Genomic DNA, 18,114 nt, shown 5'->3' with positions numbered 1-18,114 from the left:
CGGCTATGGCTCTTCGAGTCCTTCGCTCCCCCGGGCGCATCGCTGATCGTCGCTCCAAGAATCCCCCGTACAGCGATATACTCGATCGCATGGGCAACCGTCGCACGAATTCGTTAAGAAATTTGGCCCTTAGCTCTGGTTGCGGGGACGGCGCAGCACGATGTACAGCGCGCCGCTTCCGCCGTGCCGGGGGTGGGCCTGGCGTACGGCGGCGATGCGATCCGCATGACGCGACGCCGCAAGCCAGTCCCCCACCGCCGCGCGGATCGCACCGCGGGCGTGCGGTCGCTCCGATTCCGGCCGCGGGGGCTTGCCGGTAATCAACAGCAGCACCCGATCGCCGCGGGCGATGGCCTGGGCCAGCCCGGCATCCAGGCGATCATAGGCCGCGTGGAGATTGTGTCCGTGCAGGTCGATCGCGCTTTCCGGCGCGACTAGGCCGCGCGACAATCGCCGGTCCCAGCTCGCATCCAGCGTGCGGCGATCATGGGTGTCCGGCATGGGCGTGGAGAGCGTGATGGCGGGCCGCGCCGGCCGGCTCGGCACCAGCTTGCCGATTGGTACTTCCACACGACGCACCGGTTGCCGGAGTGCAGGCGACGGCGCTTGCACCGGCTCAGGCTCCAGAGACATCGTCTTCGGCGCAGCGCGAACGTGCAACGGCGTGACGCTCTGGATGACCTTTTGCCAAAGCGCCGCCTCCTCGGGCGCCAGACTGCGGCGCCCGCGCCCGCTCATGGCTGAGGGATCGGCAGCTGGGCCTGTGCCGGCTGGCTTCCCGCCAGCCGCGCGAGCGTGCCCTTGGGGAGCAGCAACCAGGCCGTGCCACGCGCCGACATGCCCCCGGCGATCGCGCGGGCATCCTCCCCCGCCCCCCAGAAGGTGTCGACCCGGTTCGGCCCCTTGATGGCGCCGCCGGTATCCTGCGCTACCCACAAGCCGGTTGCGTCGGTGCGATCCATGGAAAGAAACAGCGGCGCGCCCAGTGGAATGAACTTGGGGTCCGCCGCCACGCTGGTCCATCCAGCCACCGGATAGCCCATCGCGCCCAGCGGGCCGGCGCCGGTGAGTTCCTTGAAGAACACGAAGCTCTTGTTTTCCCGCATGATCGCACGCCCCTCCTCGGGGTGCGCGCGCAGCCATGCGACGATTCCCTGCATCGAGGTCTGGCCGGGCCCGAGCAGACCGCGATCCTTCATCAGCTTGCCAATGCCGGTATAGTCGCGGCCATTCTGCCCGGCATAGCCGATGCGCACCACCTGCCCGTCCGGTCCCTTCAGTCGCCCCGAACCTTGCACCTGCAGGAAAAACATCTCGATCGGATCGGCCGCCCAGGCGACGACCGGCGCATGGCCCTCCAGCGCGCCCTGCTCGATCTGCGCGCGATCGTAAAAAGGCACGAACTGGCGACCGTCGACGCGGCCGCGGATCCGCTTGCCCTTCAGCGCGTCGGAAAACTGGCCGAGATCGACCTCGATCAAATTGTCGGGAAGTCCATAGACGGGCACGTCATACCCGGAACGGCGTTCGCGCACGCCAGCGATCTCGGGCTCGTAATAACCGGTGGCGAATGCCGCACCGGTACCAACCTGCACCGTTTCAAACCGCTGGGCGAAGAAGATCCTGGCATCGCCCGACCAACCAGCTGCAGCGGCGCAGGCATCGGTCCAATCGCTGCCGCGGGTCAGCCCCGTCGCATCGGTGCGGCGCTGAAGGCCGGGGCAACTGAGCTTGAATGCCGCGAGAGCACGGCCGGCATTCTCCAGCGTGATCGGAAGTGTTTCGATCGCGGGTCCTGCGATCAGCCCCGCGGCGACCGCGCTCGCAGCCCCTGAGTAGGCAGTCGGTGCGGGCATCGCTGGCAGCGGTACCGCAGCGCTAGGCTGGCGCGCAGGCAGATTGGCAGGAGTTTCCGGTAGCGTGGCGGTTGGCTGGGGCCGCGCGGGTGCCGACGGTGGTGCGCCCGCTGACGGGCGCGTCGGCGATGGCCGTGTCGCGGCGTCCGGGGGCACGATGCCGCTCGCACATGCGCCGAGCAGCCCCGCGAGCGCCAATCCCCCCACTATCCGCATGCTGCCCCTCAGGCTTCGTCGGTCTCGACCAACTTCCAGTTCGGATCGTCGCTGCGCAGCTTGCGTGCGAAGCTCCAGACGTCATGCGTGGTGACCGCGTCGCTCAGCGATCCGGCAACGACGTTGCCGTCGCTATCCCGCGTAACGGCGACAATGTCCGCGTCGAAGCGGACCGTCACCTGCGCGACCTTGTTCTCCACGCCAGCCTGGGAGATGGTCGCGCGCTCGATCGTGATCAGGCGATTGTCGAGCACCTCGCCACGCGAGGCGCGATCGGCGATCGCCTGCGCGAATGCGGCGCGCACGTCATCATCGACCAGGAAGCGCAGCGTTTCCTCGTCACCCTTCCAGAACGCCTCCAGGATCATCCGGTAGGCAGACTTTGCGCCCTCCAGGAATTTTGCGACATCGAAGCTGGGGTCCGCCGACACGACCGCGCGCAAGCCCGCTTCCGCACCCGACTCGATCGTCCGATTGGCCGAGTCGCGCACTTCGGGCAGCGCCTCGATCGTCCGCGTCACGGGCGGCGCAGCGACGCGCTCCTCGGCAGGCTTGGGCAGCGGCTGCTCATGCCCGGTACGCTTGCCGAGTACCGCATAGAGACGCAACGCCAGGAAACCGGCCACCATCGCGAACAGAATGACGTAGAACACTGGCCCTCCAAAGCCTCCGTCTCTAGTACATAGGCCTTCATGCCGCGGGATTCAAACCGTACGATGGGTCGTGCGATTGCACCACCGGCACGCGCCTGCTAGTCGCATCGCCCGTAACGCGCCTGGAGCGCGAAAATCTCCTGATCTAAAGAGGAAAGTTGGATGGCCGAGAACGACACCTTCGCCGATATCGGCGATGCCGCTGGCAATGGCGCCGACGATGCGCCCCAGGCGGGCGTGCTGTCGCAGTATGTGAAGGACCTCTCGTTCGAGAATCCGAACGCACCGGCCATCTACCAGCAGCAGACCGCGCCGGCGATCGACGTGCAGTTCAACATCGGCTCGAACAAGGTCGGTGACGACGTGTACGAAGTCGCGCTGAAGATCGAAGTCCGCGCCCAGGCTGGCGACCAGGTCGCGTTCATCGTCGACCTGACCTATGCGGGCCTGTTTGCGCTCCGCAACATCCCGCAGGAAGCGCTCGACCCGTTCCTGCTCGGCGAAGCGCCGCGCATCCTGTTCCCGTTCGCACGCCGCGTACTGGCCGATCAGGTCCGCGACGGCGGCTTCCCGCCGCTGATGCTGGAGCCGATCGATTTCGCCGGCATCTATCTGCAGCAGCGTGCCCAGCAGGAAGGCGCCATCGGCTTCGAAGAAGCCGGTCACGCCTGATCGGGGCAACAGCCTGATTTCGGGGGCGCGCCGCATGCCGGTGGCGCCCCCTTTTCTTTTCTAGGACGGCGATCTGACGATGAAGCTTGTGCGCAGCCTGGGTTCGGTGGGTGGTCTCACGCTCGCCAGCCGCATTCTTGCCCTGGTCCGCGACTCGCTCCAGGCGCGCTATGTCGGTGCCAACTTCGCCTCCGACGCCTTTCTCGTCGCCTTCCGCCTGCCCAACATGTTTCGCGCGTTCTTCGCCGAGGGCGCCTTCGCATCGGCGTTCATCCCGATGTTCAACCAGAAGCTGGGCGTGAACGGCGAGCGCGGTGCAGCCTATGACTTTGCCGAGCGCACGCTTTCGATGCTGTTCGCGGTGCTGCTCGCAATGACGGTGATCGCGCTTGCCGCCGCCTGGCCGCTCACGGCCATGCTCTCCGGCGGCTTCGCCAAGCAGAACCCCAGCCACGCGCAATTCGCCTTCGCGGTGGAGCTGTCGCGGATCACCATTCCCTATCTGATGCTGATCTGCCTGGCCTCGCTGCTGGGCGGCATTCTCAACTCGCTCGACAAGTTCTGGGTCAACGCCGCGGCGCCGATCCTGCTCAACATCGCGATGGTGACCGGGCTGTATTTCTTCCATGGCACGCCGGAGGAAACTGCGCGCGTCCAGGCGATCAGCGTGCCCCTGGGCGGCCTGCTGCAACTCGGCTGGCTGGCGCTGGCCTGCAGAGCATCCGGCGTTTCGCTGCGTCCCCGCCTGCCCCGGATCGACCCGGATGTCCGGCGACTGATGAAGCTCATCCTGCCCGCCGCGATCGGGGCCGGCGCGGTGCAGCTGAATCTGGTGATTTCCACCGCGCTGTCGGGCTATCTGCTCGGCGAGGGCTCGATCTCCTACATCTATTATGCCGACCGGCTGAACCAGCTGCCGCTGGGCATGATCGGTATCGGACTAGGCACGATCCTGCTCCCGACGATCACGCGCCTGCTGACCGCCGGCAAGGATGCCGAGGCGATGGACACGCAGAACCGCGGCATGGAACTGGCGCTGTTCCTGACCCTGCCGGCGATGGTGGCGCTGATCGTCGCCGCCGAACCGATCGTGCGCGGCCTGTTCCAATATGGCCACTTCACGCCTGCAGACACGGTGAAATGCGCGCTGACGCTGGCCTGCTTCTCGATCGGCCTGCCCTCCTATGTGACGATCAAGGTGCTGACCCCGGGCTTCTACGCGCGTCAGGATCCGAAGACGCCGGTCCGGATCGCGATGATCGCGGTTGCGGTGAATATCGTCGCCAATTTCGCGCTGATTCCGCTGATCGCGCAACTCGGGCCGGCCGTGGCCACCGCCCTCTCCTCTACGGTGAACGTCGCCCTGTTGTACCTTACGCTGCGCAGGCGCGGCCACTTCGTCGTCGACCGCCAGCTCGCCCGGCGGGTGCCCCGTCTGGCGCTGGCGGCAGTGGTGATGGGCGTGGCGCTCTGGGCCGGCGACGGACTGCTCGATCCCTGGCTGACCGGCCGCCTGTGGGAGCGCTATGCGGGCTTGGTGCTGCTGGTGGGGGCCGGATGCGCGATCTATGTCGCCGCCTGCTTCGCAACGCGCGCATTCCTCCTCTCGGACATCAGGGCGCTGGTCCGCCGCCGCGCCGCCCGCTGAGCCCGGTTCCCCTCCGCCCAAAGCTGCTCTAGAGCGCCCGCGTCCTGGCAAGTCGCGCGGCCTGCACCCCCGCCGTCCAAGGACCCGCGGCCCGTCCAACGGCCGAACGGTCAACCGGGTGCGGAGTGATACTTCATGCGCGTCGTCTCGGGCATCCAGACCACCGGCAACCTTCACCTCGGCAACTATCTTGGCGCCATCAAGCAGTGGGTCGCGATGCAGGACTCCCTGGAAGAAACCGGTGGCGAATGCCTGTTCTTCCTCGCCGATCTCCATGCGCTCACCGGCACGGTGACCCCGCAGGAACTCGCCACCTCGACGATCGAGATGGCCGCCACCCTGTTCGCCGCCGGCATCGACGATCGCTCGATCCTGTTTAACCAGGCGCGTGTCCCCGCCCATGCCGAATTATGCTGGATCCTCCAGGGCACCGCGCGGATGGGCTGGCTCAACCGCATGACCCAGTGGAAGGACAAGGCGGGCAAGAACCGCGACGGCGCCAGTGTCGGCCTTTTCACCTATCCGGTTCTCCAGGCCGCCGATATTCTCGTGTATCAGGCTACGCACGTGCCCGTGGGCGAGGATCAGAAGCAGCATCTGGAACTGACCCGCGACATCGCGACCAAGTTCAACCAGGATTTCGGCGTCGAGCTGTTCCCGCTGCCCGAGCCGCTGATCAGCAAGGCCGCGCCGCGGATCATGAGCCTGCGCGACGGCAATGCGAAGATGTCCAAGTCCGATCCCTCGGACCTCAGCCGCATCAACCTGATCGACGACAACGACACGATCGCCGCCAAGTGCCGCAAGGCCAAGACCGATCCCGAGCCGCTGCCGGACACGTTCGATGCGCTGGCCGAGCGGCCGGAGGCACGCAACCTGGTGACGATCTTCGCCGCCCTCGCGGACCGCGACCCGCAATCGGTGGTGGAGGAGTATGCCGGACAAGGCTTCGGCACATTCAAGCCAGCGCTGGCGGATCTGACCATCTCGGTGCTCGGCCCCATCCGCGAGCGATTGACCGCGCTGCTGGATGACCGGGCCGAGGTTGGTGCCAAGCTTGCCCAAGGCGCAGCGCGAGCCGGCGCGTTGGCGGCGCCTACGCTCAAGGCGGCGCAGCAGGCGGTCGGGCTGCAGGTGTAACGAATTTCGTTCGATCAACCTATACACCGTCATTCCGGCAAAAGCCGGAATCCATCGGCCACGCCGCTTCGGCTCTTGCAGACGCCTAGACGCGAATGGATCCCGGCTTCCGCCGGGATGACGGCAGGTTGCGGAAAGGCACAATACGCGCGATCCCGGCACGCACCCTCCCGCCGGGAGGGTCAGCTCAATGCGTGAAGCTTTTCACCAGCGAGCCGGCGACCAGCGCCCAGCCGTCGACCAGCACGAAGAAGATGATCTTCATCGGGAGCGAAATCGTCGGCGGCGGCAGCATCATCATGCCCATCGCCATCAGCACGGCCGAGACTGCCAGGTCGATGACCAGGAACGGCAGCAAGAGCATGAAGCCGATCTCGAAGGCGCGGCGCAATTCGGAGATCATGAAGGCAGGCGCCAGCGTGGTCAGTGGGGTATCTGCGCGTGACGCGATCTTCTTGTTGGCGAGATCCGCGAACAGTTTGAGATCGCTGTCGCGTACCTGGCCCAGCATGAACTGGCGGAAAGGCTCGCTGGTCTTCTCGAACGCCGCCACCTCGGTGAGCTTGCCCTTGGTGTAGGGCTCGACGCCCTCGCTCCACGCCTTTTCGAAAGTCGGTGCCATCACGAAGAAGCTGAGGAACAGCGCCAGGCTGATGATCACCGGATTGGGCGGCACGCCGGGCGTGCCGATGCCGGTGCGCAACAGCGAAAGCGCGACAACCATGCGGGTGAAGCTAGTGACCGTCATCAGCAGGCCCGGGGCCAGGCTGAGCACGGTGAGCATCAGTACCAGCTGAATCGCCTTGGCGGACAACGGGCCTTCGCCACCGATGGTAATGGTCGCGCCCTGCGCGGCCGTCTGCGCCGCCTGGGCGGCAGCAGGCGCCACTGCCTGCGCGTGCGCCGCGACCGGCAGCACGATCAGCAGTGCGGCCGCGGCGAACAGTTTACGCATTCAGTGCCTCGCGGACCGCACGCTTGTTCCAGCGCGTGGTGTCGCGTGCGATGCGGGTGCGGGTCGGCGCCTTGCGCGCACGGGACCGCGGCGCCGGCTTGGCGCCTTCCTCGAGCGGGGCAGGCTCGGCGTCGTTGGCAGCCTGCGGCAACGTCGGCGCCGGATCGGCGATGACCACCGGAGCCTCCGCTGGCGCTTCTTCTGCCGGCGACGCGTCGAACGGCATTTCGGGCGCGACGTGCACCGCCTCGGCTGGCGTATCGGTCGGCGTATCCGGCCGCAGCTTGTCGACCATGCCCTTGAAATCGAGCTTGCCCGCCAGCTTCGCCACGCCCGCCTTGAGCACCGCCAGATCGTCCTCGATCTTCGCCGGCGCGTCCGGCTCGGCCGGCGCTTCCGCCACCGGCACCGGTGCCGGCGGCGTGATGCCGGTCTCGATGGTAGCATGCCCCTCGGGGCCGATGAGGATCAGATGCTCGCAGCCGTCGCGCCGGATCAGCGCAACAGAGCGCTTGGCGTCCACCGCCAGCCGCTCGACCAGTTCAACTCGCTTACGTCCCCCACCGGTGACCCGTCCCGGCAATTTCAGATCATAGCGACGCACGACCCAAAGGGCCGTCGCCAGCATCCCCAACACCAGGCCCAACGCGCCCAGCGTACGCAACATCGACAATAGGTCCATCAGTTACGCGACTTCTTCACGAGTTCGGAGATTTCGAGCGACATCACTTCGCCGTCGACCAGGATGCGCCCCACCGCGACGAGCTCGCCATTGACATAGACCATGCTGGGGTCGTCCTGGCCGCAGTCGAGCGGGATCATCGCGCCGCGGCTCATCTGCAGGATCTGCCGGACGGGTACCTCGGTCGAACCGAGCACCACCGACATTTCGATCATGATTCCATCGAGTACGGACATGCGTCTCCCTTTCCCTAAAGCGTTATAGGAACCTTTTTTCCGCCCCCGGCGCCCGCCCCGGCAAAATTTGCCTACAATGTTGGCGTGGGCCGCTTGTCTGGCCCGTGGAGGATCAACGATGGATTTGGATGCTTCGCTGGGCGTTTCCGCCTCGGGTCTGCGCGCGCAGTCGCTGCGGATGCGCGTGATCGCGGAAAACCTCGCGAACCAAGACTCGGTCTCCGATACCGCAGGCGGCGATCCCTATCGCCGCAAGGTGGTGAGCTTCCAGGCGGCGGTCGATCGCGCGAGCGGTGCGACCGGCGTGAAGGTGAAGTCCATCCAGGGCGACCAGTCGGATTTCACCAAGGTCTACCAGCCCGGCCATCCCGCGGCGGATGCCCAGGGCTATGTGCTCAAGCCCAACGTCAACGGGCTGATCGAAAGCGCCGACATGAAGGCGGCGCAGCGCAGCTACGAAGCCAACCTCAACGCCATCGAAGCGGCCAAAAGCCTGACGATGCGCACCATTGATCTGCTCAAGTAAGGGATTGCGAAGCATGTCTATCGGAGCATTGGACGCCACCAAGGCCTATGGCCGGGTCGCCTCGCTCGGCAACACGCTGGGCAAGGCTGCCGGCGGAAGCGAAATCGGCGACGGCGACAATTCAGGTTTCGGCGCGATGGTCGAAAACCTGGTCGGCGGCACCGCCGACAAATTGCGCGCGGCGGAGTCCGCCTCGGCCAAGCAGGTCGCGGGCAAGGGCGATCTGATCGACGTCGTCACCGCGATCGGCGCCGCCGAGACCGCGCTCGACACCATGGTGGCGGTGCGCGACCGCGTCGTGGGCGCGTATAGCGAAATCATGCGCATGCAGATCTGACGGTCGGAACCTGACATCATGACGCCCGCGCAGCTGATCAGCCTCACCGAATCTGCCCTGATGCTGATCCTCACCGTCGCCGGACCGCTGCTGCTGACCTCGCTGATCGTGGGCGTCTTCGTCGGCTTGCTCCAGGCGCTGACCCAGATCCAGGAAACCACCCTCACCTTCGTGCCTAAGCTGCTGGCGATGGGACTGGTCTTCCTGCTGATGTTGCCCACCATGGGCCAGGCGCTTGGTCAGTTCATGGCCAAGATCAGCGACATGATCATTCACGGATGATCGTTCCGCCCGATCTCGCGCTGCACGTCTCCGCCTTCTTCATCGTGTTCGCGCGGGTGGGCGCGGTGCTGATGCTGCTGCCCGTGTTCGGGGAAGACGCCATTCCGGGCCGGATCCGGATGTTCATCGCCTTCGCCATGTCGTTCGCCTTCTACGGCATGATCGGCGAGCCTGCGCGCGCATCGGTGCAGGCGGGCGCGGTACTCCCCGCCATCCTGGTAACCGAACTGATCACCGGGCTGGCAATGGGCATGATCGTCAAGATCCTGTTCTTCTCGATCTCGATGGCGGGCTCGATCATGAGCACTCAGATCGGGCTGTCCGCCGCAGTGATGTTCGACCCCTCGCAGTCGAGCCAGGCGCCGATCCTCTCGAAGCTCGTCGGGCTGGTCGCCGCGTTGGTGTGCATGGGCACGCAGGTCCACCATCTTTGGCTGGGCGCGATCATCCACAGCTATCAGAGCTTCCCGATCGGCGGCATGCCGCCGATGCATGATTTCGCCGAGCTCGCGGTGCAGGCGATCGGCCGCTCGATGACGCTGGGCATCAGCCTCGCCGCACCGTTTCTCGTCTACGGCATCGTCTTCAACGTGGCCCTCGGGCTCGCCGCGCGCGTGGCACCGGCGATCCAGGTGTTCTTTATCGCGCAACCGCTCAACCTGCTGCTGGGTATCGCACTGGCGATCACCACGATCGGCACGATGCTCACCTTCTTCACCCAGGCCATGGGTGACGCGCTACAAAAGGGCTGGTGATGGCCGGCGGTGGCGGCAGCGAGTCCGACGACAAGACTCAGGAACCAACCGACAAGAAACTTGAAGACGCGCGAAAACGCGGCGACGTGCCGATGGCGCCGGAAATGCGCCACGCCGCGATGTTCGTCGCCGCGCTGGTCGTGATGGGCGGCCTCGGCACCTACACCATCCAGCAGTGCGGCAATCTGTTCGTGCGGCTATGGGGCGGCGCCGACGATTTCCGGATGGAGCCGGACGGCGCCCAGAATTTCGCCACCGGCCTGTTTGCCGCGGTGGGCACCGCGCTGATGCCGATCCTTGCCGCGCTGTTCGGCTTCGCGCTTCTGGGGGGCGTGCTGCAGGGCCGGCCGATGATCGCCTGGTCGCGCATCAAGCCCAAGTGGAACAAGCTCAACCCGATGACGGGCGCCAAGCGGATGTTCGGCAAGCAGGCGCTGGTCGAGTTCGCCAAGACCTTCGCCAAGCTGTGCCTGGTGGCCGGCATCGCCGCCGCGATCGCCTGGCCGCATGCCGCGACGATCGACCGGCTGGTTGGTGCCGACCTTGTCGATGCGGGCAGCGCCGCAAGCGACATCGTCCATGCGATGCTGCGCCCGATCGCGATGCTGGTGGGCGCGCTGGCGCTGTTCGACTTTGTCTGGCAACGCATGTCCTATCTCAAGCGAATGCGCATGAGCCTCCAGGAAGTGAAGGACGAGTACAAGGAAAGCGAAGGCGATCCGAAGATCAAGGGCAAGATCAGGCAGCTGCAAATGCAGCGCGCCCGGAGCCGGATGATGTCGAACGTACCCAAGGCCAGCGTCGTCATCACCAACCCGACCCATTACGCGATCGCCCTGCAATATGATCATGGCGCGATGGCCGCCCCGGTGGTGGTGGCGAAGGGGGTCGACGCGATCGCGCTCAAGATCCGTGAGATCGCCACCGAGCACAACATCCCGCTCGTCGAGAACCGCCCGCTCGCTCGCGCGCTCTACGCCAGCGCGGATCTCGATAAGCCCATCCCGGTCGAGCACTATGCCGCCGTGGCGGAGGTGATCAGCTACGTGATGAAGATCGCACGGAACCGGCGCTGAACGCCGCACAACGATCAAATCTGATAATGCGATTGACTCGCAATATAGTTCTTTCCTAAAGGCTCGCCTACACAACTAAGCCCAAAGGGAAAACGTCGATAATGCGTCTGTCGCTGCGTACCGCACTGCTCGCCTCCGCGCTGATCGCGCTCCCCGGTACCGCCGTCGCCGGCACCGAGCCGGATACGGACAAGTACAGCGATCAGCAGAGCCAGATCGTCGTTACCGGCACCGCCGAGCAGCCGTCGCGAAGCGTAACCGGCCTCACGCTCACGCCGCGCGAGACGCCGCAGTCGATTACCGTCGTTGATCAGGCGCGGATCCAGGATTTTCAGCTGACGAACATCAACGATCTGCTCGACCAGACCGTCGGCATCAATGTCGAGCGCGTGGAATCCGACCGTACCTATTACAACGCCCGCGGCTTCGACATCACCAGCTTCCAGGTTGACGGGATCGGGCTGCCGCTGCCCTATGGGATCCAATATGGCGACCTCGACACCGCGCTGTTCGATCGGGTGGAGGCGATCCGCGGCGCCAATGCGCTGATGACCGGCGTCGGCAATCCGTCCGCGACGATCAACTATGTCCGCAAGCGCCCCACCGACACGCTCCAGGCGCGCGCCAACGTCCAGGCCGGGTCGTGGAACCGCTGGCGGGCGGAGGCCGATGTCTCGGTGCCGGTGACCGACACGGTCGCGGTGCGGGGGATCTACGCGCATGAGAGCCGCGACAGCTATCTCGACTACAACCACGTCAACCGCAACGTGTACGGCCTGATCGCCGACTGGAAGGTCACGCCGCAGCTCACCGCCACGATCGGCTACAGCCGCCAGGACAACAATGCAGACGGCGTGCTGTGGGGCGCGCTGCCGCTCACCTACAAGGACGGCAGCCGCATCCCCTATGCGCGCTCGGCGACGTCCTCGGCGCCCTGGACCTATTGGGACACGACCGACCAGCGCGCGTTCGGCGAGCTCGCCTATGACCTTGGCAAGGGCTGGCAGGCCAAGGGCGTGTTCACCTATGCCAACAACAAGCAGCAGGCGCGGCTGCTCTACGCCTTTGACACGCCCGACAAGGCAACCGGGCTCGGCATTGCGGGGCAGGTCGGCGCCTATCCGTCAGAGACCGACCAGTATCTCGGCGACCTCACCGCCTCCGGCCCGCTTCACCTGTTCGGCCGCGAGCACCAGCTGGCGTTCGGCGTCTCGACCGGCCGGCTCGACAACCGCCAGTGGCAGGGCGAAGGCAACAGCTATGTTGCCTATCCCGCGGTGCCGAACCTCTCCAGCGCCATCGTCGCCGATCCCGGCACCAAGCCGATCTCGCTCGAGGCCGACAGCCGCACCGAGGTCACGCGGGCATATGGCGCCGCGCATCTCAACCTCACCGATCGGCTGAAGGCAGTGGTCGGCGGCAGCGCGACTTGGCTCAAGTCGAGCGGATATTCCTACGGTGCCGACCAGTACCGCAAGAACAGCCGCGTCAGCCCCTATGCCGGGCTGACCTATGACCTGACCAAGAACGTCTCGTTCTACGCAAGCTATACCGACATCTTCAATCCGCAGATCGAAGTGGACCGGACCGGCCGCCGGCTCGATCCGGTGACCGGGACCAGCATCGAGGGCGGGCTCAAGACCGAATGGTTCGGTGGCCGGCTCTACGCCACCGCCTCGTTGTTCCGCGCCAAGCAGAACAACCTCGCGACCTTCGCCGGCACGTTCGGCCCCGGCGAGCCGGGGCAGGAGAACACCAGCTATTATAGCGGCCTCGACACCATTTCGCGTGGCTTCGAGATCGAGCTTGCCGGCAAGGTGACCGACAACTGGACGATCAGCGGCGGCTATACGGGCCTCGAGATCCAGGACGATGCCGGCAAGGCCGCGCGCGTGTTCATCCCGACCAAGAGCCTCAAGCTCGCCACCACCTACACCGTGCCCGAGCTGCGCGACCTCAAGATGGGCGCCCAGCTTCGCTGGCAGAACACCATCCGCAGCCCGGACTTCACGGTTACCCAGAAAGACTATGCCGTGCTCGACCTGATGGCGAGCATTCGCCTGGTCGATCACGTCCGCGCGGCGATCAACGTCCGCAACGTGACCGATAGCAGCTATCTGGGCAGCCTCATGTGGGGCCAGGCCTTCTACGCCGCGCCGCGCAGCGTGCTTGGCAGCATCAGCTTCAGCTACTGAGGCAGGGCATGGGGGCGCATCTCCGCAGAGGCTGGGGCTACCGGGCGAACATCGCGACGCGCGCGGTGGCCGGCAGCCTCGGCGCCTATCTGGTCGCGGCATGCTTTGCCGCGGCGGCGGCGCGCACCCTGCCCCTTCCCCGGCTGGACGCGATCGTGCCGGCGACGATGCTCGCCTTCCTCGTTGCGCCCGTGGCGACGATCTGGGCATTTCTCGCCCCAGGCCCGTTGCGCGCGCTGGGCGGCATCCTCGGCGCCGCGGCGCTGCTCGCAGGGATCGCCTGGATGGCCGGGATGCCGCCGGCATGAGCGCGGTGCGGGACGGCGCCCGCCAGGTGATGGCGTGGCTCCATGGCTGGACGGGCCTGCTGCTCGGCTGGGTGCTGTTCGTGATGTGCCTTGGCGGCACGCTCAGCGTGTTCAAGCCCGAGATCGGCCGCTGGATGCGCCCCGAGACCGTCGCCGTCACCGACCGCGCCACCGCGCTGACCGCGGCTACCGGCTGGCTCACCAAGAACGCACCCAACTCCTTCGGCTGGTACCTGACCCTGCCCAATGACCGCATGAACACGGTCGAGGCGACCTATGATCCCGGCACCGGCTTCGTCTATCGCGCGCTCGATCCCGTCTCCGGCGCCCCCGCCCCGCGCGAGACGCTGGGCGGCGAGTTCTTCTACCGGCTCCATTTCGAGCTGCAGCTGCCCTTTCCCTGGGGCCGGCTGGTCGCCTCGCTCGCGGCGATGGCGCTGCTGCTCGGGCTGATCACCGGGATCATCGCGCATCGGCGAATCTTCAAGGACTTCTTCACCTTCCGCCCCGCCAAGGGCCAGCGCTCCTGGCTCGACGGTCACAATGCGCTGGGTGTGCTGCCCCTGCCCTTCCACCTGATGATCAGCTTCACCGGGCTGTTGACGCTCGCGACGCTCAACATGCCCTGGGCGGTCACCGCCAATTACGGGCGCGACATGGCGGCGATGTTCCAGGCCTTCCAGCCCGGCCATGTCGACCGACCCGTCGCCGGCAAGCTTGCGCCGCTTGCCCCGCTCGCGCCGATGCTGGCCGAGGCCGAGCGGCGACTGGGAAAGCCGGTGGGCCGCGTGACCGTCGAGCATCCCGGCGACGCCGCCGCGGTGGTGACCATGTTCCGCGACGATGCCCGCCAGATCGCCTATGCCGCGGGCGCGGTGAGCTTCGACGGCACCACCGGCCGAGTCCTCGCCGACTTCACCGAGAATCGCCCGGCGCTGCAAACCTATGGCGTCGCATACGGCCTCCATCTGGCCCGCTTCGCACCGCTTGCGACGCGCTGGCTCTATTTTCTCTGCGGCGCGATGCTGACCCTCGCGGTGGCGAGCGGCATGGTGCTGTGGGTGGTCAAGCGACGCGAACGCGCGCCGCTGCGCCTGGGGAATCGTCTGATCGAGCGGTTGAATGCAGGCGTGCTGGCAGGCGTCCCGATCGGTGCCGTCGCCTTCCTGCTCGCCAACCGGCTGCTGCCGCTGGGCATGGCCCATCGCGCAGAAGCGGAAGTCTCGATCGCGCTATGGAGTGCGGGCGCCGCGGTGCTGCTGGGCGTGCTGCTACCGGCGGTGCGCAGCTGGCAAGTGCTGCTGACACTGCTGGCGGTCGGCTGCTTTGCGGCTGGCCTTGCCGGCGGGGCGTTCGCAGATGGTGCGCAAACCGGCGTCAGCATCAGTCTGATCGCCATCGCCATGGGCGCCGCTTGGCTCGCCTGGAAGCAATGGCGCCGCCCCGCGCCCGCGCCCGCGCCCCGTCGCCGCGCCAGGTCGCACCCGGCATGATAGCTGCAGGCCTTACCATGCTCGCATTTTTTGCGTTGGCGGCAGCGATGCCCCGGCACGCACCTTCGCTGCTCGGTGCCTGGACCGCAAGGATATCGGCGCCTGCGCTCCGCGCGCTTGGATGGGTTTTGCTCGTTGCTGCGCTCATGGCGACGCTATGGGCGACGGATTGGCCCCTCGCCCTCGTCACCTGGTTCGGCATGCTGACGGCCAGCGCGGCATGCATGCTGCTGGGACTCAGCTATGACGCCCGAATTGCGCGGGCTGCTGCCGTGCTGGGTGCGATCGGCATCGTTGCCGGGATGCTGGACTAGACGGTTCAGAGATTAGCCTGTTCCTCGACCGGCAGTTCCGCGTCGGGCGGATAATAGAGCGTCGCGCATTCGTCCTTCAGACAACCGCCTTCGATCACGATGTCGTCACGATAGGCATCGCCGATAAAGGCGAGCGTATCCACGTGCCGCGTCTCGAAATACATCTCATGAACGTCGTCGCGCCCGGCGCCGAACACGACCCGCCCTACCTTCGACCAGATCGACGCCATGGTGCACATCCCGCAGGGCTGCAGCGTGGAATAGAGCGTGGCCCCGCGCAGTTCGAGTTCGCCCGTGCTCTCGCATGCGCGGCGAATCGCCATCATCTCGGCATGCGCGGTCGCGTCGGGAAGCTCATGGGTCTGGTTGCGCTCCGCAGCGATCACCTTGCCGTGGAGGACGATCACGCAGCCTAGGGGCGACGTGGACGGATCGGAGCCCTTCGACCGCGCAACGTCGATCGCCATCCGCATCCATTGTTCATCGCTATCCGTCATCGCGTCTTCTCCCTGCTGGGCGTTCAACGCGCGGCCGCGATTTTGGCCGCCCGCCCTTAGGGGAAGCGCGGCGGCACCAAAGCGTATCGATGCCGCCGGATCGCATGCCTTATTTGCAGGCGGTGAACTGCCCCTTCTTCGGGCCGCTCGCTACACGGCATTTACCCTTGGCATCCTTGACGACGCTTGCGGCGGCCGGCGGGCATTTGACGAACTTGCCCTTGGCATCCTTGCAGGGCGCCGCTGCGAAAGCGGGGGTGGCAAGCAGCGCGAGGGTGGCGGCTACAGACGCAACACGGAACATGGCGATCCTCTTTTCATACGCGTTGAGAACGCAGCATCGCGACGCGCGGCTGGTTTGGCAACCGTCTGAGCTGCAACGGCTTCATTGCGGCGCCGTATCGGTTCGCGTGTTCAGAGGCGACGGTACAGCACCAGCGCATCTACCAGACCCAGCGCCGGGTGCTCGAACGCCTCGGGTATGCGGCCTACCGTTTCGAAGCCGAGCGCATGCCACAGGCGAACCGCCGCGGCATTGCTGCTCACGACGAAGTTGAACTGCATCGCCCGGAAGCCCCGCGCGCGGGCTTCGGCAAAGCTGTGTTCGGCCATCGCTCGCGCGATGCCCCGCCCCCGCGCTTCCGGATGGGTCGCGTAGCCGCAATTGGCGACATGTGCGCCCCCACCCGCCTGATTGGCGCGGAGGTAATAGGTCCCGACGATCTCGCCCGCCGCCTCGGCGACGAACGGTATGCGATCGGCACCGAGCCAATAGGCCAGGGCCGCCTCGCGCGTGAGGTCGCGGTTCAGCGCGTAGGTTTCGCCGGCGCGAAGCACCGGCTCCAGGATCGCCCAGATCGCCGCGCGGTCGCCCGGCGCGGCGGGGCGGATCGCCAGGCTCACCCCTCGAGGGTGCGCATCAGCGCGCGAACCGCGCCGTCGATCTCGACATCCTTGGAACGCAGATCCTCGATCCGCTTCACGGCGTGGATCACCGTCGAGTGATCGCGGTTGCCGAACTTGCGACCGATCTCGGGCAGCGACCGCGTTGTCAGGCGCTTCGCCAGATACATGGCGATCTGGCGCGGGCGGGCGATCGCAACGGCACGGCGCGCCGAGATCAGATCCAGCTGCTTCACCTCGAAATGCGCCGAGACCGCACGCTGGATCTCGTCGATGGTGATGCGGCGCTGGCTGGTGCGCAGCACCTCGCCGAGCACGCTGGTCGCGAAATCGATGGTGATCGATTCGTTCGACAGGCTGGCATAGGCGACCAGGCGGTTGAGTGCGCCTTCCAGCTCGCGGACGTTGGTGGTGATGCGTGCGGCGAGCAGGTCGGCCACTTCCACCGGCATGTCGACGGCAGGCATGTCCTTCAGCTTGCGCTCGACGATCGCGCGGCGCAGGTCGAGCTCGGCCGGCTTGATGTCCGCGACGAGGCCGGCGCCCAGGCGGCCGACGAGGCGCGGCTCGAAGCCTTCCAGCGCCTGGGGCGCACGATCGGCAGCGATCACCAGGCGCTTGCCGGCGCTCATGAACTCGTTGACCGTATGGAAGAATTCTTCCTGCGTCGCGTCCTTGCCGCCGATGAACTGAAGATCGTCGATCATCAGCAGGTCGACCGAGCGGAGGCGCTTCTTGAACGCCAGCGTGTCCTTGTTGCGCAGCGCCTGCACGAACTCGAACATGAAGCGTTCGCCGGTCGAATAGATCGCCGTCGCGCCCGGATTGGCCTCGAGGAAGGCGTGACCGATCGCGTGCATCAGGTGCGTCTTGCCCTGGCCGGTGCCGGCGTGGAGGTAGAGCGGGCTGAACATCGGCGTGCCCGGCATCGCCACCGACCGCGCGGCATTGAACGCGACGCGGTTGGTCGTGCTCACCACGAAACGATCGAAGGTGAACCGCGGATCGAAGGACGGGCGCTCGGCCGGCTCGACGATGGATGCGGCACGCGGCGCGGCCACGGGTGCCGGCAGCGGATCGGCGCTGAGCACACGCTGCTCATTGTCCTGGATCGTCTCCAGCGTGACGCTGCGGACGCCAGGCAGCACGGCGCGGAATTCGAGCAGCAGACGCTCGGCATAGTGGTTCTTCACCCACTGGGTGAGGAACGGCGAGGGAAGGCCCAGGCGCACGGCGTGCGAATCGCTGCCGTCGACGAGGATCACCGGCTTCAGCCACTGATCGAACAGCCGCTGGCCGGCCGAGCGACGCAGGTTGGTGCGCACATGCGCCCAAGCCTTGGCGACGTCCTGGCCTTCCTCACGTTCCAG

At 66.4% G+C, this 18,114-nt stretch carries 21 protein-coding genes and 1 pseudogene; 12 read left to right on the top strand and 10 right to left on the bottom strand.

All coding sequences use genetic code 11. From position 1 onward, the window contains the following. Positions 1–129 precede the first annotated feature (129 nt). From OIM94_RS00110 to OIM94_RS00100, 3 genes are read right to left on the bottom strand one after another with little or no spacing between them, the layout of a single operon-like run. Positions 130–738, bottom strand: a complete 609-nt coding sequence (locus OIM94_RS00110; RefSeq protein ID WP_264608116.1) for a Smr/MutS family protein — start codon at positions 736–738, stop codon at positions 130–132. Continuing rightward, on the bottom strand, positions 735–2,072 hold the full coding sequence (locus OIM94_RS00105) for a murein transglycosylase A (protein ID WP_264608115.1): 1,338 nt from the start codon (positions 2,070–2,072) through the stop codon (positions 735–737). Before OIM94_RS00105 ends, OIM94_RS00110 begins: the two co-directional genes overlap by 4 nt. 8 nt (positions 2,073–2,080) lie before the next feature. Further along, positions 2,081–2,725: a Tim44/TimA family putative adaptor protein gene (locus OIM94_RS00100; RefSeq protein WP_264608114.1), complete on the bottom strand. Its 645-nt coding sequence runs from the start codon at positions 2,723–2,725 to the stop codon at positions 2,081–2,083. Between the two features lie 162 nt (positions 2,726–2,887). Here OIM94_RS00100 and secB point away from each other — a divergent pair, with 162 nt between their 5' ends. From secB to trpS, 3 genes are all read left to right on the top strand, one after another. Further along, complete coding sequence (gene secB, locus OIM94_RS00095; protein WP_264608113.1) at positions 2,888–3,397, top strand: protein-export chaperone SecB; 510 nt, start codon at positions 2,888–2,890, stop codon at positions 3,395–3,397. 79 nt (positions 3,398–3,476) lie between these two features. Beyond that, complete coding sequence (murJ, locus tag OIM94_RS00090; RefSeq protein ID WP_264608112.1) at positions 3,477–5,045, top strand: murein biosynthesis integral membrane protein MurJ; 1,569 nt, start codon at positions 3,477–3,479, stop codon at positions 5,043–5,045. Between the two features lie 135 nt (positions 5,046–5,180). Then, positions 5,181–6,185: a tryptophan--tRNA ligase gene (gene trpS, locus OIM94_RS00085; RefSeq protein WP_264608111.1), complete on the top strand. Its 1,005-nt coding sequence runs from the start codon at positions 5,181–5,183 to the stop codon at positions 6,183–6,185. Between the two features lie 187 nt (positions 6,186–6,372). On the opposite strand, the gene fliP is transcribed toward trpS, so the two are convergent. The 3 genes from fliP to OIM94_RS00070 are packed head-to-tail and all read right to left on the bottom strand — an operon-like array spanning position 6,373 to position 8,058. Continuing rightward, the gene (fliP, locus tag OIM94_RS00080; RefSeq protein ID WP_264608110.1) at positions 6,373–7,140 is read right to left on the bottom strand and encodes a flagellar type III secretion system pore protein FliP; all 768 of its coding nucleotides are present in this window, start codon (positions 7,138–7,140) and stop codon (positions 6,373–6,375) included. Next, complete coding sequence (locus OIM94_RS00075) at positions 7,133–7,807, bottom strand: FliO/MopB family protein (RefSeq protein WP_264608109.1); 675 nt, start codon at positions 7,805–7,807, stop codon at positions 7,133–7,135. The genes fliP and OIM94_RS00075 overlap by 8 nt, the downstream gene beginning before the upstream one ends. 14 nt (positions 7,808–7,821) lie before the next feature. Beyond that, entirely contained in the window at positions 7,822–8,058 is a 237-nt protein-coding gene (locus OIM94_RS00070) for a FliM/FliN family flagellar motor switch protein (RefSeq protein ID WP_264608108.1), read from the bottom strand. 118 nt (positions 8,059–8,176) lie between these two features. On the opposite strand from OIM94_RS00070, the gene flgC reads away from it, so the two are divergent. The 9 genes from flgC to OIM94_RS00025 all read left to right on the top strand — a co-directional run bounded on the left by flgC (position 8,177) and on the right by OIM94_RS00025 (position 15,344). Further along, positions 8,177–8,584 carry a flagellar basal body rod protein FlgC gene (gene flgC / locus OIM94_RS00065; protein WP_264608107.1) on the top strand — a complete coding sequence of 136 codons (408 nt, stop codon included), beginning with the start codon at positions 8,177–8,179 and terminating at the stop codon, positions 8,582–8,584. Between the two features lie 13 nt (positions 8,585–8,597). Next, complete coding sequence (locus tag OIM94_RS00060; protein ID WP_264608106.1) at positions 8,598–8,921, top strand: flagellar hook-basal body complex protein FliE; 324 nt, start codon at positions 8,598–8,600, stop codon at positions 8,919–8,921. A gap of 18 nt (positions 8,922–8,939) precedes the next feature. Next, entirely contained in the window at positions 8,940–9,203 is a 264-nt protein-coding gene (locus OIM94_RS00055) for a flagellar biosynthetic protein FliQ (protein ID WP_264608105.1), read from the top strand. After that, positions 9,200–9,958 carry a flagellar biosynthetic protein FliR gene (fliR, locus tag OIM94_RS00050; protein WP_264608104.1) on the top strand — a complete coding sequence of 253 codons (759 nt, stop codon included), beginning with the start codon at positions 9,200–9,202 and terminating at the stop codon, positions 9,956–9,958. The genes OIM94_RS00055 and fliR overlap by 4 nt, the downstream gene beginning before the upstream one ends. Next, complete coding sequence (flhB, locus tag OIM94_RS00045; protein WP_264609949.1) at positions 9,958–11,034, top strand: flagellar biosynthesis protein FlhB; 1,077 nt, start codon at positions 9,958–9,960, stop codon at positions 11,032–11,034. The genes fliR and flhB overlap by 1 nt, the downstream gene beginning before the upstream one ends. 101 nt (positions 11,035–11,135) lie before the next feature. Next, positions 11,136–13,229 carry a TonB-dependent siderophore receptor gene (locus OIM94_RS00040; protein WP_264608103.1) on the top strand — a complete coding sequence of 698 codons (2,094 nt, stop codon included), beginning with the start codon at positions 11,136–11,138 and terminating at the stop codon, positions 13,227–13,229. A gap of 8 nt (positions 13,230–13,237) precedes the next feature. Then, positions 13,238–13,537 (top strand): ketohydroxyglutarate aldolase, encoded by a 300-nt coding sequence (locus tag OIM94_RS00035; protein WP_264608102.1) that lies wholly within the window; start codon positions 13,238–13,240, stop codon positions 13,535–13,537. Further along, positions 13,534–15,030 carry a PepSY-associated TM helix domain-containing protein gene (locus tag OIM94_RS00030; protein WP_264608101.1) on the top strand — a complete coding sequence of 499 codons (1,497 nt, stop codon included), beginning with the start codon at positions 13,534–13,536 and terminating at the stop codon, positions 15,028–15,030. Before OIM94_RS00035 ends, OIM94_RS00030 begins: the two co-directional genes overlap by 4 nt. After that, entirely contained in the window at positions 14,970–15,344 is a 375-nt protein-coding gene (locus tag OIM94_RS00025) for a DUF3325 family protein (protein WP_319801135.1), read from the top strand. Before OIM94_RS00030 ends, OIM94_RS00025 begins: the two co-directional genes overlap by 61 nt. Positions 15,345–15,349: 5 nt before the next feature. Here the strand turns inward: OIM94_RS00025 and OIM94_RS00020 are convergent, their stop codons facing one another. The 4 genes and pseudogenes from OIM94_RS00020 to dnaA form a co-directional block, all read right to left on the bottom strand. Beyond that, the gene (locus OIM94_RS00020; protein WP_264608100.1) at positions 15,350–15,841 is read right to left on the bottom strand and encodes a nucleoside deaminase; all 492 of its coding nucleotides are present in this window, start codon (positions 15,839–15,841) and stop codon (positions 15,350–15,352) included. 109 nt (positions 15,842–15,950) lie between these two features. After that, a complete protein-coding gene (locus OIM94_RS00015; RefSeq protein WP_264608099.1) occupies positions 15,951–16,145 on the bottom strand; it encodes a hypothetical protein in 195 nt (64 codons plus the stop codon). 110 nt (positions 16,146–16,255) lie between these two features. Then, positions 16,256–16,744: a GNAT family N-acetyltransferase gene (locus tag OIM94_RS00010; protein ID WP_264608098.1), complete on the bottom strand. Its 489-nt coding sequence runs from the start codon at positions 16,742–16,744 to the stop codon at positions 16,256–16,258. After that, a pseudogene (dnaA, locus tag OIM94_RS00005) lies at positions 16,744–18,079 on the bottom strand (chromosomal replication initiator protein DnaA); the annotation flags it as partial. The pseudogene dnaA and the gene OIM94_RS00010, both read right to left, overlap by 1 nt. Between the last annotated feature and the right edge of the window lie 35 nt (positions 18,080–18,114).

Source organism: Sphingomonas sp. R1 (genome assembly GCF_025960285.1).
Lineage (GTDB): Bacteria > Pseudomonadota > Alphaproteobacteria > Sphingomonadales > Sphingomonadaceae > Sphingomonas.
Note: the sequence above shows the minus strand (reverse complement) of the source record. Positions and strands in the feature narration are given on the sequence as shown.

Bases quoted from the DNA above. Each gene is read 5' to 3' on its own strand.
- OIM94_RS00110 (WP_264608116.1), bottom strand. From the start codon at position 738: ATGAGCGGGCGCGGGCGCCGCAGTCTGGCGCCCGAGGAGGCGGCGCTT.
- OIM94_RS00105 (WP_264608115.1), bottom strand. From the start codon at position 2,072: ATGCGGATAGTGGGGGGATTGGCGCTCGCGGGGCTGCTCGGCGCATGT.
- secB (WP_264608113.1), top strand. From the start codon at position 2,888: ATGGCCGAGAACGACACCTTCGCCGATATCGGCGATGCCGCTGGCAAT.
- murJ (WP_264608112.1), top strand. From the start codon at position 3,477: ATGAAGCTTGTGCGCAGCCTGGGTTCGGTGGGTGGTCTCACGCTCGCC.
- trpS (WP_264608111.1), top strand. From the start codon at position 5,181: ATGCGCGTCGTCTCGGGCATCCAGACCACCGGCAACCTTCACCTCGGC.
- fliP (WP_264608110.1), bottom strand. From the start codon at position 7,140: ATGCGTAAACTGTTCGCCGCGGCCGCACTGCTGATCGTGCTGCCGGTC.
- OIM94_RS00075 (WP_264608109.1), bottom strand. From the start codon at position 7,807: ATGTTGCGTACGCTGGGCGCGTTGGGCCTGGTGTTGGGGATGCTGGCG.
- OIM94_RS00070 (WP_264608108.1), bottom strand. From the start codon at position 8,058: ATGTCCGTACTCGATGGAATCATGATCGAAATGTCGGTGGTGCTCGGT.
- flgC (WP_264608107.1), top strand. From the start codon at position 8,177: ATGGATTTGGATGCTTCGCTGGGCGTTTCCGCCTCGGGTCTGCGCGCG.
- OIM94_RS00060 (WP_264608106.1), top strand. From the start codon at position 8,598: ATGTCTATCGGAGCATTGGACGCCACCAAGGCCTATGGCCGGGTCGCC.
- OIM94_RS00055 (WP_264608105.1), top strand. From the start codon at position 8,940: ATGACGCCCGCGCAGCTGATCAGCCTCACCGAATCTGCCCTGATGCTG.
- fliR (WP_264608104.1), top strand. From the start codon at position 9,200: ATGATCGTTCCGCCCGATCTCGCGCTGCACGTCTCCGCCTTCTTCATC.
- flhB (WP_264609949.1), top strand. From the start codon at position 9,958: ATGGCCGGCGGTGGCGGCAGCGAGTCCGACGACAAGACTCAGGAACCA.
- OIM94_RS00040 (WP_264608103.1), top strand. From the start codon at position 11,136: ATGCGTCTGTCGCTGCGTACCGCACTGCTCGCCTCCGCGCTGATCGCG.
- OIM94_RS00035 (WP_264608102.1), top strand. From the start codon at position 13,238: ATGGGGGCGCATCTCCGCAGAGGCTGGGGCTACCGGGCGAACATCGCG.
- OIM94_RS00030 (WP_264608101.1), top strand. From the start codon at position 13,534: ATGAGCGCGGTGCGGGACGGCGCCCGCCAGGTGATGGCGTGGCTCCAT.
- OIM94_RS00025 (WP_319801135.1), top strand. From the start codon at position 14,970: ATGGCGCCGCCCCGCGCCCGCGCCCGCGCCCCGTCGCCGCGCCAGGTC.
- OIM94_RS00020 (WP_264608100.1), bottom strand. From the start codon at position 15,841: ATGACGGATAGCGATGAACAATGGATGCGGATGGCGATCGACGTTGCG.
- OIM94_RS00015 (WP_264608099.1), bottom strand. From the start codon at position 16,145: ATGTTCCGTGTTGCGTCTGTAGCCGCCACCCTCGCGCTGCTTGCCACC.